The sequence below is a fragment of the Paenibacillus sp. FSL P2-0121 genome (assembly GCF_037975345.1).
GTDB lineage: Bacteria > Bacillota > Bacilli > Paenibacillales > Paenibacillaceae > Paenibacillus_AQ > Paenibacillus_AQ odorifer.
On the sequence record NZ_CP150245.1, the window covers coordinates 4,713,953 to 4,728,344 of the forward strand.

Consider the following 14,392-nt stretch of genomic DNA (forward strand, 5'->3'; position numbering starts at 1 on the left):
CCCGTGTTCTCTCTAGTTCTATGAGCTGACGGCTTCCGTCTTATAATTCCAATCACGTACATCAGTGAAACGACCTTTGATCGCAGCTGCGGCTGCCATAGCTGGAGATACAAGATGCGTACGTCCTCCGCGTCCTTGGCGTCCTTCAAAGTTACGGTTCGAGGTAGATGCACAGCGTTGTCCAGGCTGCAGAACATCCGGGTTCATGGCCAAGCACATGCTGCATCCCGCTTCACGCCATTCAAAGCCAGCGTCAGTAAAGACTTTATCAAGTCCTTCTTTCTCAGCCTGCATCTTAACACGGCCCGAGCCTGGAACAACAATGGCAGTAACCTTTTCAGACACCTTATGACCTTTAGCTACCACTGCTGCAGCTCTCAAATCTTCGATCCGTCCGTTAGTGCAGGAACCGATAAATACATAATCGATCGGAATTTCAGAAATAGGTGTTCCAGGAGTCAAATCCATATATTCAAGCGCCTTTTCAGCAGCTTTACGTTCATTTTCAGTGGTGAAGTCCGCCGGATTCGGAACGCTGGAGTTGATGTCAGTTCCCATGCCCGGGCTAGTCCCCCAGGTCACTTGTGGAATCAATGTTTCCACATCAAATTCAACAACCGTATCGTACTGGGCGCCCTCGTCGCTTACAAGACTCTTCCATGCTTCTACAGCAGCATCATAAGCTTCGCCTTGCGGTACGTATTGACGTCCACGCAGATAATTAAAAGTAGTTTCATCAGGGGCAATCAAGCCAGCTCTTGCTCCGCCTTCGATCGACATATTGCAGACAGTCATACGTTCTTCCATCGACAATTCACGAATAGCTTCGCCTGTATACTCAATTACATAACCTGTGGCAAAATCAGTACCGTATTTAGCAATAACACCCAGGATCATATCTTTTGCTGTTACGCCAGGGTTACGTTTGCCTGTAAAGCGTACTTCCATAGTCTTAGCTTTGGATTGCTGCAAACATTGGGTAGCCATTACATGTTCAACTTCACTAGTTCCGATACCGAATGCCAGCGCGCCGAATGCACCATGCGTGGAGGTATGGCTGTCGCCGCAAACGATAGTTTTACCAGGATGTGTCAACCCGATTTCAGGACCCATTACGTGTACGACGCCTTGATCAATATCGTTCAGATCGAACAGTCTTACACCAAAATCAGCACAGTTCTTAGAAAGGGTATCAATTTGCTGCTTGGAGATTGGATCTTTAATGTTAAAACGATCTTTAGTTGGTACGTTATGATCCATCGTTGCGAAAGTCAGCTCAGGACGGCGAACCTTCCGGTTGCTGAGGCGAAGCCCTTCAAAAGCCTGCGGAGAAGTAACTTCATGAACCAAATGCAGATCAATATAAATAATGCTAGGTTTGCCTTCCTCTTGATGAATAACGTGATTCTCCCAAATCTTCTCAAACATTGTCTTGTTGCTCATAATTTCACCTCATTAATAGAATCGTTCATTGGAAGAGAGCGTGGAGTCTCTCTTGAATGATCTAAATATAACACCCCTGTCTTTATAATTCCAAGATATGATATCTATAAAAGTGATAGTCTGAACCTATAAGCTGAGTTAGGGTATATTGAGGCACAATATGTAGGAGCGTTGCGCAAGCGGGATGTGTAGGAGCGTTGAGCAACCGGGATGTGTAGGAGCAATGCGCAAGCGGGATGTGTAGGAGCAATGCGCAAGCTTGAGGTGTAGGAGCATTTAGTTGTATTTTGTACAGCTATATTCCTGTGAATCATTCGTTAATGAATATAAGTGTATTTTGTGCAGCTATTTTCTTGAATTATCGCCCTATAGCTGGGAACTCTGCTTTTTAGTTGTATAGAATACACTTAAAACCAAAATCATCCCTTTTGCATACGAAATAGCTGCACATAATGCAGTTATCTCATAGATACTCTCAAGATCCGGCGCAATAAATATACTGCGGGAGGGTATCGGATACTTCGATCAGTGTAGTAGGGATAATTCTTGAAAACAGGCCCGGCAGATTCTGGGGAGTGAAGAAGTGAATGCTCCTTCGGGTTGCCTATACAAAACTATAATCCAATAGGATATACTTATAAGTAAATCATTTCCCTAAGGAGTCCATATATGGAACTGAGACAACTGCAGTATGTGCTGCAAATCGCAGCCGAAAAAAACTTCTCACGTGCAGCGGACAAGCTGCATATTGCCCAGCCCTCGCTCAGCCAGCAGCTTTCCAAACTGGAAAAAGAGCTCGGCGTAATGCTTTTTCAGCGTAATACCAGCTCAGTTGAGCTGACCTACGCAGGTTCTAAATTCGTTGAACAAGCCCAGATTATCATTGACGCAGTGGAGCTGTTGCGACAAGAGATGTCCGACATATCAGAACTGCGCACTGGACGTGTAGTTGTGGGCAGTATGCCGATTACAGGAGCACATCTTCTGCCGCATGTGCTTCCAGTTTTCAAACAAAATTATCCTGAGGTAGAAATTACGCTGCTAGAAGACTCGTCGATGAACCTAGAGAAGCTCACGGCAAGTGGTCAGACCGATTTAAGCCTGCTCTCCTTACCCCTCGAAATTCCTGCTCTAGCTTATGAAGAGCTTGGAGAGGAAAGAATTGATCTTGCCGTCCCTCCTGAACATCCGCTCGCTAAACGAATCTTAGATGGAACACGGACCTCACTTGAAGAGCTTAAGGACGAACCTTTCATCGTACTTAAGGAAGGTCAGGGCTTCCGCAAAATGACTGTGGAGCTGTGCCGGAAAGCCGGATTCGAGCCACGAATCGTTTTCGAGAGCAATAATATGGAAACCGTTCAATCCCTAGTGGCAACAGGTATGGGCGTGACTCTTGTTCCTCGTTTTATCGCTCGTGCACCGCGGAGTGAATTTGTTCCAGTCTACTTACCGCTCGCTGATCCGGTGCCTAGTCGTACGCTAGTTGTAGCATATCGACGCGGACGATATTTATCCAAGGCCGCAAAGGCTTTTGTAGAAACATTCAAATCAACCGTGTCTGAATTAACGGAAGAATAGAATATATACAAATAAAGTGCCCCAGTAACCATTCGCGTGGTTGCCGGGGCACTTTTTCAGGTAAACCTCTTTTAACAGTACTAGATTATTTACGCAAATTACGCTGTGTAATCAGGCGGTTCTGATCATCCGACACACGTGCTTTACTTGAATCAGCCAATCCCTTATCAATTGGAGCCCCGGTGTGCTCTTCCACAAATTCACGAGTCACACTATTCTGAAGCTCTGCTACTTCGTTTGAATCTTGATTCTGTCCCTGCTCGGCATTGTTGTCTTTAGTCAATTTAATCCACCTCCTGGTAACAGATTATAAGTTCTTTACCCCTTCTCTTTGAGGTTAAACATAATATATAGAGCTTTCTGCATGAAGAAATATATCCTACGTTTTCCCTTTGCAATGCAACCAGCTCCATGGTATTCTATTGAAAATAAGTGAAACGTGCAGACGGGACCAGTAAGAATGAGTCTAACCGCGCCTAGAGAGTAGATTCCGACAGGCTGAAAGAATTTACCGCGGTTTTCGTTCCGAATCCTACCCCCGAGCGGCCTGTGTCTAACAGGACGGATCCTCCCGTTATGAGAATGAAGTCGGATGATCCCTCATCAATAAAGGTGGTACCGCGGAAGTTTATAAGCTTTCGTCCTTTGCTAAGTCTAAGGATGGGGGCTTTTTGTTGTTTTCAGGACTTAATAAACGAAGAGGATGTGGATAGAAATGATGACGCGAATCGTGGTCAAAATAGGCAGCAGCTCGCTGACCGGACCCGAGGGCGGCTTGAATCGTGAAGCAGTCTCCTTTTTTGCCTCAGAGATTGCCGAGTTGAAGAAAAACGGCTGTGAGGTGTTGTTAGTAACCTCTGGTGCGGTAGCCGCCGGCTTCCGCAGTATCGGTTATCCAGCACGTCCGAAGCTGCTGCATGAGAAGCAGGCCGCTGCGGCTGTGGGTCAGGTACTGCTGATGCAGGCTTATCAGGAAGCTTTTGCCCAGCATGGAATTACTACCGCGCAAATATTGCTGACTCGCACCGATTTCTGCAGCCGCAGAGCCATGAATAACGCTATGATGACTGTAGAAGAGCTACTTCGTCAAGGAGCGGTGCCCGTATTTAACGAGAATGACACTGTCTCCGTAGATGAACTGAAATTTGGCGATAATGATACCCTCTCTGCGCTCGTAGCTAACCTGTTAAAAGCCTCTAGACTGCTTGTTTTAACCGACATGGATGGTTTATACAGTGGAGATCCCCGCAAGCATCCGGATGCTGTCCGTTATCAGTTCGTAGATGACATTACACCAGAGATATATGCTATTGCTGGTGGAGCTGGCTCTAGTGTTGGAACAGGCGGTATGCGATCCAAAATCGATGCGGCCAAGATTGCTACTCGGGGTGGTGTTCCTGTCTTTGTCGGGAGAGCCACCGAACCTGGTGATTTACAGCTTGCTGCAACGGGAGAAGGCAGGGGCACTTATTTTGCAACGAAGCTATCCTCTCTTCCCGTCAAAAAACAATGGCTAGGCTTTATGTCTACCCCTCTCGGCTCCCTATACGTGGACGAAGGGGCTGTAGAAGCTTTGCTACATGGCGGACACAGCCTGTTGCCTGTAGGCGTCAAACAGACAGAAGGTAGTTTTCACGCAGGAGATGTTGTAGAAGTCCTTGGACCCGACTCCAAATTGCTTGGACGTGGGATTGTAAATTACGATGATGCTCAGCTGCGCAGCATTCAAGGTCTGCCAAGCCGTGAAATTGTACCGAAGCTGGGAGAAGTACACCGGCTTGAGGTCATTCACCGTGACGAATGGATTACACTGAGATAAGCATTTTTTTCAATTCAAATATAGGGAGGAAACGTCATGAGTGAAGTTATTAATAAGAGTAAATTAGCCAAGGAGACAACAGGAGTTCTAGCAAGCTTAACAACTGGCCAGAAGAATGAAGCACTGCTGGTCATGGCCGATGCACTTCGCCGCGAAGCTCCCGCCATTATCACCGCCAACGCGGAGGATTTGGAACGAGGAAGACTTAATGGAACTCCGGAATCCATGCTCGACCGGCTGGCATTAGATGTTGACCGGATTAACAGCATTGCCGAAGGCTTGCAACAAATCGCTGTATTACCGGACCCTATCGGTGACACGCTAGAAAGCATTGAACGTCCTAACGGCCTCAACATCCAGAAGCTGCGCGTTCCGCTTGGTGTGATCGGCATCATCTACGAAGCACGTCCCAATGTGACTGTTGATGCTGCGGGTCTATGTCTCAAAACCGGCAACGCTGTTGTGCTGCGCGGGGGCTCCTCTGCCCTGTCCTCCAACCGTAAAATTGTCGAGGTTCTGCACAATGCTCTTGCTGAAACCTCAATGCCGCCTAACGCGCTTCAGCTGATTGAAGACCCAAATCGTTCTTCAGTAGATGAAATGCTAAAGCTGAACGGACTTTTAGATGTGATTATCCCGCGCGGAGGCAGCTCTCTTATTCAAAATGTAGTCCTTAACGCAACCGTTCCCGTAATTGAAACTGGAGCAGGCATCTGCCATACTTATCTCGACGCAACTGCCTTGCCAGAAATGGCACAGGACATTAGTTTAAATGCCAAAGCTCAGCGCCCTTCGGTATGTAACTCTATGGAAACACTACTCGTTCATCAGGATTACGCGAGCAAATATCTGTTATCCTTAGCCGAAGCATTCCGTGAGGTTCATGTAGAACTTCGTGGCTGTCAACAAACCATCTCTCATGTCCCATGGGTATTACCTGCAACCGTAGAAGACTATGCTACAGAATACAATGATTATATCCTTAATATTAGAATCGTCAGTGATATGGAAGAAGCTATGCAGCATATCGCCCAGTATGGCACGAAACATTCGGAATGTATCGTAACGGAAGATCAGGAGAACGCCACACGCTTTTTACAAGAAGTGGATGCTGCCGCTGTTTATCACAATGCCTCAACCCGCTTCACGGATGGCTTTGAATTTGGATTCGGTGCAGAGATTGGTATTAGTACCCAGAAACTCCACGCACGTGGCCCGATGGGTCTGCCTGCACTAACTTCAACCAAATATAAGATCTACGGAACGGGACAAATTCGGGGTTAGTATACACGTTTAAGTATTCTATCACACAACTTTTAGGAGGATTTTAGCCATGTGTCAGCAACCTTCAGTTCCACTCATGAATCATAATATTGTTTTTTATGGCGCAGGCTCCATGGCAGAAGCCATCGTTCGCGGGATGATTAGCCGCAATATCGTAAAGCCCGATAATGTCATCATGCTCAATCGCAGCAGCAGTGAACGTCTGGCAGAATTAAAAAGCCGTTATGGTGTAATAGGCACAAATGATCCCGAACAAAAAGTAGAATACTTACGGAACGCACCAGTAATAGTACTGGCAATGAAACCTAAAGATGCTGCCGAATCCTTACGCGGACTAGGCCCGCTTCTTTCTCCGGATCAAATCGTAGTTTCTGTCATTGCAGGTCTATCTATTCGAACCATTCAAGGTCTACTTGGCAAAGCACAGCCTATTGTTCGCACAATGCCTAACACCTCCAGTTCCATCGGTCTGGGTGCCACTGGTCTAGCCTTCTCCAAAGAAGTAGACGAAAGAGGCCGTCGCCTTGCTCTTAATATCTTTGAGGCTGTCGGGCTTACAACAGTCATTGATGAGGAACGTATGGAAACCTTGACCGGAATTTCAGGCAGCGGGCCTGCGTATATCTATTACATGATGGAAGCCATGATCGCCGCTGGTATCCGTGGTGGGCTACCACTTGATCAAAGCACCGAATTAACTGTTCAAACTGTGCTGGGAGCTGCCCGAATGGTACAACAGACGGGAGAAGAACCCGCAGCACTTCGTAAGAAGGTTACTTCCCCTAACGGATCAACACAAGCAGCTATAGAAGTGCTTGAACGAGGGGAATTCTTTGAAACTGTGATTGCTGCCGTTAACCGATGTGCCGAGCGCTCACGTGAAATGGGTGCTGCCCTAGAGAAAGAGCTTCGTTCTTAACCAAAAAAGATCGCAGCCCATCCCCTCATCGGGTGGGAAGCGATCTTTTTTTACCTTGTTACAACATTTCCATAATTATCTCTTACGATTACCTTTAGATTTACAGGAGCCGCAACGGTCACGTTCAATGCATTCCTGGAGTTATCGAATACTAGATGTCTAGGTATGTCTCCTAAGATGACGTAAAATGTGTCTCCAACTTGCTTAGTTTGCAACAGCCGCTTCTCTTGCTCTTGCTTGAGTTGCCCTTCTGCCGTGGAATAACTCCCAAATACATTCAACTCGTTCCCAGCCGTTCGATCAACCATAATTCCATAAGGTTCGGCAGCCTGGATTATAAGTGTGCCTACACCCTGTGGAACATTCCCCTTCCATTCCGGCAAGGAATAATTCTCCTCCGTAGAGGAGATCACATGTCTAAGTTCCTGTGTTAATCCTAAAGAGCTGACTCCTGCGAATACTAAACAGCACACTGCCAGAAATCCGACGAACAGAACACTTAGCACATCATAGTACATTTTCCCTTTACCACGGAACCATAAGGTGTAAATTACAATTTCTAAACCAAGTAAGATAAAAATGAGCGGCCACCAAGCAAGTGTTGTCTCGAACACATCCGCTCCTTTCCACTGCGAGACCATTATTAATGCCCCGAGAAATAAAAGGCTCAGTCCCATCGACAACGTACCTACACGCCAACTTCTAGATTTCCCTTCGTTCACTGGAAACTCGCTAGTTACCATGACTCCCGGCTCTACTTCTACTGGATTATTCAAGATTGACCCCCCGCCCCTTTTCTACCTTTATTATTCTTACTTCCAGTCATCAGCTTCACCCCACCACCAATCAATAACACGGAGACGACAATGGTCTTAAAATATTCATTTACGCGATATTCCAGCCGCCATTCTGGAAATCTGATATCGATGGCAGGAACTGCGACATTCACAACAATAAAGTATAATCCGAGACACATCAGGACTGCTCCGAGCCAGCCTTGATGATTTAAGAAACCTTCGATAACCGGCTTATCCTGCAAAGGTTCACGTCCATATCGGCTAACTAACTGTAAGCCATCGAATAAGCTATAGAACCAAATGACCGGGATAAGGAAAAAGAGCAATGTTAACCGCAATAGATCCATGACATAGATACTTCCTAAGAAAAGAAGCATGAGCTGGAGCCCTCTTTTTTGCAGTCCCAGATACATCTGTCCAGCGCCAGGAAATGCGGATAGTAATGTCGCTAATACTTTGCTGCGTCGTCCTTCCTCACGTCCAGCCTCCATCTCTTCGAATAATGTGCGGTCAACAAGCATTTCTCCTGCTTGTTTACGATGGATCAACTGAACTGCATCAAACATGCAATACAGCCAAATTACTGGCAATACTCCAAACAGCAGCAAAAATGCATCACTCGAAGTAATTCCAGCCAAGAATAACATAACGGTCATGAATCCGAAAAATGAAATCAGAAAGGATAGTCCACGCTGCATCAGCCCCATATGAAAATGACCCAATCCAGGAATGAAAGACAATAAGATGACATGCACACGTTCATTATCCTCCGTCTTTACGGGCATAGTAGAACTAAAATCCAGCATTGATCCATCAGGCGCTACAATTGGAGTGGGCATTTGCAGTAATTTAATCACCAGATGAATCATCGAAAGAATCCATAGAAGTAAGAATCCGATCACGCCCAATGCCAGAATCCCCTCATCCCCTTCAGCCATAGCGATTAAGAATGACATAAATAACACACCAAAGCTTAGCAAAAAATAAACAATCCCTTGTGGTCGTCTTCCCATATAATAATGACCTGCTCCAGGAATCATATTAAGAAAAAGACCCTTAATTTTATTACGCTGCTGTTGCATTGTTCATTTCTCCTCTCATTTCTGTCTTCCGTCCATAATCCGGCTCAACCATCCGCTGGTGGCTTGCATGAATTGTTCGCTATAAGATGGCGAATTATCTTTCTTAGGGACAATAAGCTCCATTTCACCCGTGAGTAACTTATCAAACATCCCGGAAGACATAATCAACAGCGTTAACGAAGCAGCAACGGCATAATGAAAGATTGTTTTATCATACCAGCGATAACGCCGTGATCCTTCTTCTTGCCCCGCTACTTCTTCTATGACTACTGAAGATCTCACCGTAGCCACCCAATCTCCCATAACTCTCTCAGTAAAAGCAGACGAATTCTCCAATGAAGGCAGATCCTCCTTTAGCTCATCCAGCATCTCTATGTATGAAACAAATGTGTCTTCATCCTTGAGCAGCAATTGTTCCCATTCATCTCGCTCTATACTATCTTCTTGCCCTTCAAGATAAGCTTTTGCCTGCTCGCGGCGAATTAAGTTTTCTCCACTCTTCATCATAGCCATTCGTCCTCCTTCCAATGTTTTCGCATCCATTGTCTCGCCCTATATAGTCTGGACTCCACCGTCTTCAAAGTAATTTCATTTTCAGCAGCAATTTGCTCATATTTTTTATTTTCCAGATAATAAGCCACCATAATTTCCCGATGACCCTCCGGTAAATTGTTGATCTCACCCGACAGACGATTCATCCGGTCACGACGGACAACAGTGGCTAGTACATCCTCCTCATTAGAAGGTGTCTGGCTCAGCACAAGCTCATAGTCAACAGGTAACTCTCGTAGCCGATCACGTTTACGTTTGGCATCAATAGCCTTATTTAAGGCGATCCGCGTAATCCATGATTTTAAGCCTTGATAACGGTAGTCAGGGAGAGATTTATACATCTGAAGAAAAGCTTCCTGAGCAGCGTCTTCAGCCCCTTTGACTTCACGTAATACAGAATAGGTGATTTTGTATATGTGCTGACTGTATGTATTTACAAACTGGCGAAACGCATCTTCGTCTCCTTGGCAAATCCGCTTGATTAATAGCTCTTCCTCAATGACTCTCCCCTCCTTCCCACAGCAATAGACGCTGAGATCTTCGCCTCCCCCTGCACTTATCTAAAAAAATAAAAAAAGAACCGTACAGACTCTAGCAATAGCTAAAGCAATACGGTTCTCTCCTAAACGATCTATCTTCCACCATTGCGGAATTTTTGTGTATACGTCTTAACATCCTGAGCGTTCTTGACCCGGTTACGGGCCCATTCCAGCAATATCCGGTCGATATAACGAAAATGAACCTTCCCCGCAAATACGGATTCCTTGAGTGCTAACAGAATCAGCTCCTCAGGGTATCGGTCTTGATCCACCCAGCTAGAAATCGTCTCACATTCCATTGGAGACAGCGGGCGCCCGAATTCCTTCTCGAAAATACTGAATAGATTCCGGCTCTCCTCTTTATCTCCAAGTGAAGAAGGAGATGTGGGGGGAGTTCCGAATCCTCCACCTGACGCAGCAGCCCGGGGAGCTGATGTTCCATATGCTCCCTTGTCCTTATCTTGCTCATTTTCTTGTACAGCTGTCGCAAGATAAGCACCTAGCTTTCCATATAGCCCTGAGAAATTGTAGCGTTCATAATGGATATCTCTTAGCTCATCGTTGTCTCCATCGATGCTAATAAAACCTTCCTTCATGAGCTTCTGCAATTCTCCGGCGAGAACGGAAATGCTACGACCAGTTACGACCTGAAGCTCCTCCAGAGAAGGGAACTCAATCCCTTCCACTTGCCTGAAGGAGAGCAGATGAATCAGCAGCATCGCTTCACTTCCGCTTAAATTCAGCTTCCGGTAATACTTCAGTAAAGCGTAAGGTATGACGGCCATTCCGTTCTCCAGACCGAAGGAGACGCCTTCGCTCCAGGTACTCCATGTCTTGCCGTCCATGTGCTTCCCCCTTTGTTCAAATCCTAAGAACTTATGGGTAGAGGCGGTACAGTGTACGTGGGAATGGAATAGTCTCACGTACATGGTCAAGACCACAGATCCAAGCTACAGTACGCTCAAGCCCAAGTCCAAAACCGGAGTGAGGTACAGATCCGTAAGTACGCAGATCCATGTACCATTTATAAGAGTCCATCGAAAGATTGTGCTCTTTATAACGCTCTTCAAGCAGCGCAGGATCATCGATCCGCTGTGAACCCCCAATAATCTCTCCATAACCTTCAGGAGCGATCATATCAGCACACAGTACGACTTCAGGACGATTTGGATCCGGCTTCATGTAGAACGCTTTGAATGAAGCAGGATAATGAGTAATAAATACAGGTTTATCGTATGCTTCAGCGATTGCTGTTTCATGAGGTGCACCAAAATCATCACCCCAAGCAATATCTTCAAAGCCTTTATCATTCAAGAACTTGATCGCATCGTCATAAGTAATGCGTGGGAATGGTGCTTTGATATTCTCCAGCTTGGAAATATCGCGGCCTACCGCTTCCAACTCCGCACGGCAATTCTTCAATACGGATTGTACTACGAAGCTAATAAACTCTTCCTGAACCTTCAAGCTTTCTTCATGATCTGTGAAGGCCATTTCAGGCTCGATCATCCAGAACTCGATCAAGTGGCGACGAGTCTTAGATTTCTCCGCACGGAAGGTTGGTCCAAAGGAATATACACGGCCCAGTGCCATAGCTGCAGCTTCCATGTATAACTGTCCGCTTTGGGTCAGGTAAGCATCCTCATCGAAGTATTTCGTGTGGAACAAGTTAGTAGTTCCCTCTGCTGACGTTGGCGTCAGAATCGGAGGATCCACCTTTGTAAATCCGCTCTCGTTGAAGAACTGTTGGATTGCCCGGATAATCTCCGCACGAATAACCAGAACAGCCCGCTGCTTCGAGGCACGGAGCCAGAGGTGACGGTGATCCATCAAGAAATCAACGCCATGCTCTTTCGGAGTAATTGGATAATTCTCTGTAAGGTGCAGAACTTCAATTCCGGTAACAGTCATTTCAAAACCGGATTGACTGCGAGGCTCCTCACGAATAATACCGGTCACATACAATGAGCTTTCCTGTGTGAGGCTCTTAGCTGCATCCCATACCTCTTCAGGCACTTCTGATTTCACTACAACTCCCTGAATATAACCTGTACCATCGCGAAGCTGCAGGAACTGAATTTTACCACTGGAGCGCTTGTTGTTTACCCAACAACCGATAACAACACTTTCTCCAACATGTTCATTCACGTTCTTGATTACACTCTTGTTAGCCATGCCTTCAATCTCTCCTCTAATTTAGCCGTTAATTCCTTGCACAATACGGTTTGTATCACGTGCGATGACAAGCTCTTCGTTAGTCGGAACTACAAGCACCTGCACTTTGGAATCTACCGTAGAGATACGACGCGGGTCGCCGGAGCGAACTTTATTAGCTTCAACATCCAACTCAATACCCAGGAACGTAAGGTTATTTAGCAGTTTCTCACGTAGCAATGAAGCATTTTCACCAACACCAGCAGTGAATACGATAGCATCTACACCGTTCATAGCAGCCGCATAAGAACCGATATACTTGCGCAAGCGGTACTCATACATTTCAAAAGCTAGCGTGGAATTAGGCTCACCTTTTTCCATACCCTCAATAATATCACGCATATCACTGCTTACGCCCGAAATTGCTAGAAGTCCACTATGTTTGTTCAACATGGAGTTAACTTCGCCTACGGACAATTCTTCCTTGTTCATCACGTAAGGTACAATTGCTGGATCAAGATCACCACTGCGAGTACCCATCATCAAACCTTCCAGAGGAGTCATACCCATGGAAGTATCCACAGACACTCCATCTTGAACTGCAGTTACACTACCTCCGTTACCGATATGACAAGTAATGATCTTCAGATCTTCCAACGGACGCTCCAAGTACTCCGCAGCAGCTTTGCTTACGAAGTCGTGTGATGTACCGTGTGCGCCATAACGACGAACTTTATATTTATTGTACAGTACTCTAGGAATCGCGTACATATAAGCTTTTTCAGGCATTGTTTGATGGAATGCAGTATCGAATACAACAACCTGCGGTACACCCGGCATATTTACTTCAGAAGCCGTAATCCCCATCATTGCTGCTGGGTTATGCAGGGGTGCAAGGTCAAACAATTGACGAATTTTAGTCTTGGCATCAGCGTCCACAAGTGCGGAAGCTTTGAAGAATTCACCACCATGTACTACACGGTGACCCACAGCATTGATTTCTTTAATGGATTCAATAACGCCATGCTCTTTATCCGTTAGGCAAGCTAGAACTTTACGAATCGCTGTGTTATGCTCCAAAATTTCACTTACTTCTGTTACTTCAGCTTTACCAGTAGGTTTATGGTTCAGAATGGAGGAATCCATCCCGATACGTTCCACCAAACCTTTAGCCAAAACGGATTCATCAGCCATATTGTACAATTGATATTTTAAAGAAGAACTACCGGAGTTAATTACTAGAATATTCATATACGGTCACCATCCTTGTCGTACTGGAAGAAGCCTTCGCCTGATTTCATACCTAATTGTCCTGCACGCACCATCTTCTTAAGGATCGTGGAAGGACGATATTTCAGCTCACCATATTCACGGAACATATTTTCGAGTGCAGCAAGAACCGAATCCAGACCAAATCTGTCAGCCATTTCAAGCGGTCCATATTGGAATTGATAACCAATACGCATAGCATCGTCAATATCCTGTGCGGAGGCAACGCCCTCTTGCAGTACATGCATAGCTTCGTTGATAAACAAGCAAATGAGGCGTGATGTTACAAATCCTGGGGATTCATAAATCATTACACCTTTTTTCTCAACAATTTCATCAACAAAGGATTTTGTATCTTCAAAAGTAGCATCTGAAGTTTTCAGACCGCGTACAATTTCAACAAGATCCACTTTAGCTACAGGGTATATGAAATGCATTCCGATCACGCGTTCCGGATACATTGTAGAACTTGCAAGTTCAGTCAAGCTAAGTGTTGACGTATTGCTGGCAAGAATAATGTGGTTTGGACATACTTGATCCAGTTGATTCAATATTTTTTTCTTTTCTTCTAAATCCTCAACGATTGTTTCGATAACCATGTCACAAGAGCTCAGCTCTGCGAAATGTGTCACTTTTTGAATGCGGCTAAGAATCAGCTTCTTCTCAGCTTGAGTGATCGCCCATTTCTCCAGTTGCTTATCTAGACTTGTCTCGATCATTTCGTAGGAGTAGTCCAGTTTCTCAGGGGTTTTCTCCACCAGCAATACATCCAGGCCCTTGGCTGCCAGCATTTCGGCAATCCCTTGTCCCATTGTGCCACCGCCGATGACACCAATTTTCTTGAAATTCATAAAAAAGTCTCCATCCTTTCAGGTATCTATACTTTTGTATTGTACCTTGTCTGTCGCAAAAATTTATAAAGCCCGACATATAATGATATCTTAGCATGCCTG

Annotated in this window: 14 protein-coding genes; 4 read left to right on the top strand and 10 right to left on the bottom strand. The window is 45.5% G+C overall.

Annotated features, from left to right (window positions below):
- Positions 1-18 precede the first annotated feature (18 nt).
- On the bottom strand, positions 19-1,443 hold the full coding sequence (gene leuC, locus MKY54_RS20900) for a 3-isopropylmalate dehydratase large subunit (protein WP_076127568.1): 1,425 nt from the start codon (positions 1,441-1,443) through the stop codon (positions 19-21).
- Between the two features lie 669 nt (positions 1,444-2,112).
- On the opposite strand from leuC, the gene MKY54_RS20905 reads away from it, so the two are divergent.
- Positions 2,113-3,024, top strand: coding sequence for a LysR family transcriptional regulator (locus MKY54_RS20905; protein WP_076101451.1), 912 nt, complete (start codon positions 2,113-2,115; stop codon positions 3,022-3,024).
- Positions 3,025-3,109: 85 nt separating this feature from the next.
- On the opposite strand, the gene MKY54_RS20910 is transcribed toward MKY54_RS20905, so the two are convergent.
- Positions 3,110-3,307 carry a hypothetical protein gene (locus MKY54_RS20910; RefSeq protein ID WP_076308386.1) on the bottom strand — a complete coding sequence of 66 codons (198 nt, stop codon included), beginning with the start codon at positions 3,305-3,307 and terminating at the stop codon, positions 3,110-3,112.
- A 432-nt stretch (positions 3,308-3,739) separates the two neighbouring features.
- Between MKY54_RS20910 and proB the strand changes: the two genes are divergently transcribed.
- From proB to proC, 3 genes are read left to right on the top strand one after another with little or no spacing between them, the layout of a single operon-like run.
- Positions 3,740-4,843 (top strand): glutamate 5-kinase, encoded by a 1,104-nt coding sequence (gene proB / locus MKY54_RS20915; RefSeq protein WP_076308387.1) that lies wholly within the window; start codon positions 3,740-3,742, stop codon positions 4,841-4,843.
- Between the two features lie 36 nt (positions 4,844-4,879).
- Complete coding sequence (locus MKY54_RS20920; RefSeq protein WP_076192177.1) at positions 4,880-6,127, top strand: glutamate-5-semialdehyde dehydrogenase; 1,248 nt, start codon at positions 4,880-4,882, stop codon at positions 6,125-6,127.
- Between the two features lie 49 nt (positions 6,128-6,176).
- Entirely contained in the window at positions 6,177-7,046 is an 870-nt protein-coding gene (gene proC / locus MKY54_RS20925; RefSeq protein ID WP_076308388.1) for a pyrroline-5-carboxylate reductase, read from the top strand.
- A gap of 50 nt (positions 7,047-7,096) precedes the next feature.
- On the opposite strand, the gene MKY54_RS20930 is transcribed toward proC, so the two are convergent.
- From MKY54_RS20930 to MKY54_RS20965, 8 genes are all read right to left on the bottom strand, one after another.
- The gene (locus tag MKY54_RS20930) at positions 7,097-7,822 is read right to left on the bottom strand and encodes a hypothetical protein (RefSeq protein ID WP_081388300.1); all 726 of its coding nucleotides are present in this window, start codon (positions 7,820-7,822) and stop codon (positions 7,097-7,099) included.
- Complete coding sequence (locus MKY54_RS20935; RefSeq protein WP_076127557.1) at positions 7,819-8,925, bottom strand: hypothetical protein; 1,107 nt, start codon at positions 8,923-8,925, stop codon at positions 7,819-7,821. Before MKY54_RS20935 ends, MKY54_RS20930 begins: the two co-directional genes overlap by 4 nt.
- A 15-nt stretch (positions 8,926-8,940) precedes the next feature.
- Positions 8,941-9,438, bottom strand: coding sequence for a hypothetical protein (locus MKY54_RS20940; protein ID WP_339187817.1), 498 nt, complete (start codon positions 9,436-9,438; stop codon positions 8,941-8,943).
- Positions 9,429-10,037 (bottom strand): sigma-70 family RNA polymerase sigma factor, encoded by a 609-nt coding sequence (locus tag MKY54_RS20945; RefSeq protein ID WP_305954008.1) that lies wholly within the window; start codon positions 10,035-10,037, stop codon positions 9,429-9,431. The genes MKY54_RS20940 and MKY54_RS20945 overlap by 10 nt, the downstream gene beginning before the upstream one ends.
- 71 nt (positions 10,038-10,108) lie before the next feature.
- Complete coding sequence (locus MKY54_RS20950) at positions 10,109-10,861, bottom strand: DnaD domain-containing protein (RefSeq protein WP_038572407.1); 753 nt, start codon at positions 10,859-10,861, stop codon at positions 10,109-10,111.
- A 31-nt stretch (positions 10,862-10,892) separates the two neighbouring features.
- Positions 10,893-12,191, bottom strand: a complete 1,299-nt coding sequence (gene asnS / locus MKY54_RS20955) for an asparagine--tRNA ligase (protein ID WP_036676308.1) — start codon at positions 12,189-12,191, stop codon at positions 10,893-10,895.
- A 21-nt stretch (positions 12,192-12,212) separates the two neighbouring features.
- Positions 12,213-13,421, bottom strand: coding sequence for an acetate kinase (locus tag MKY54_RS20960; RefSeq protein WP_036676305.1), 1,209 nt, complete (start codon positions 13,419-13,421; stop codon positions 12,213-12,215).
- Entirely contained in the window at positions 13,418-14,290 is an 873-nt protein-coding gene (locus MKY54_RS20965) for a 3-hydroxyacyl-CoA dehydrogenase NAD-binding domain-containing protein (RefSeq protein WP_036676304.1), read from the bottom strand. The genes MKY54_RS20960 and MKY54_RS20965 overlap by 4 nt, the downstream gene beginning before the upstream one ends.
- Positions 14,291-14,392 lie beyond the last annotated feature (102 nt).

What these genes read in the sequence shown, in the direction of transcription:
- proB (WP_076308387.1), top strand. Translation starts at nt 3,740, where the DNA reads ATGATGACGCGAATCGTGGTCAAAATAGGCAGCAGCTCGCTGACCGGA.
- MKY54_RS20905 (WP_076101451.1), top strand. Translation starts at nt 2,113, where the DNA reads ATGGAACTGAGACAACTGCAGTATGTGCTGCAAATCGCAGCCGAAAAA.
- asnS (WP_036676308.1), bottom strand. Translation starts at nt 12,191, where the DNA reads ATGGCTAACAAGAGTGTAATCAAGAACGTGAATGAACATGTTGGAGAA.
- MKY54_RS20950 (WP_038572407.1), bottom strand. Translation starts at nt 10,861, where the DNA reads ATGGACGGCAAGACATGGAGTACCTGGAGCGAAGGCGTCTCCTTCGGT.
- MKY54_RS20940 (WP_339187817.1), bottom strand. Translation starts at nt 9,438, where the DNA reads ATGGCTATGATGAAGAGTGGAGAAAACTTAATTCGCCGCGAGCAGGCA.
- proC (WP_076308388.1), top strand. Translation starts at nt 6,177, where the DNA reads ATGTGTCAGCAACCTTCAGTTCCACTCATGAATCATAATATTGTTTTT.
- MKY54_RS20935 (WP_076127557.1), bottom strand. Translation starts at nt 8,925, where the DNA reads ATGCAACAGCAGCGTAATAAAATTAAGGGTCTTTTTCTTAATATGATT.
- MKY54_RS20965 (WP_036676304.1), bottom strand. Translation starts at nt 14,290, where the DNA reads ATGAATTTCAAGAAAATTGGTGTCATCGGCGGTGGCACAATGGGACAA.
- MKY54_RS20960 (WP_036676305.1), bottom strand. Translation starts at nt 13,421, where the DNA reads ATGAATATTCTAGTAATTAACTCCGGTAGTTCTTCTTTAAAATATCAA.
- leuC (WP_076127568.1), bottom strand. Translation starts at nt 1,443, where the DNA reads ATGAGCAACAAGACAATGTTTGAGAAGATTTGGGAGAATCACGTTATT.
- MKY54_RS20920 (WP_076192177.1), top strand. Translation starts at nt 4,880, where the DNA reads ATGAGTGAAGTTATTAATAAGAGTAAATTAGCCAAGGAGACAACAGGA.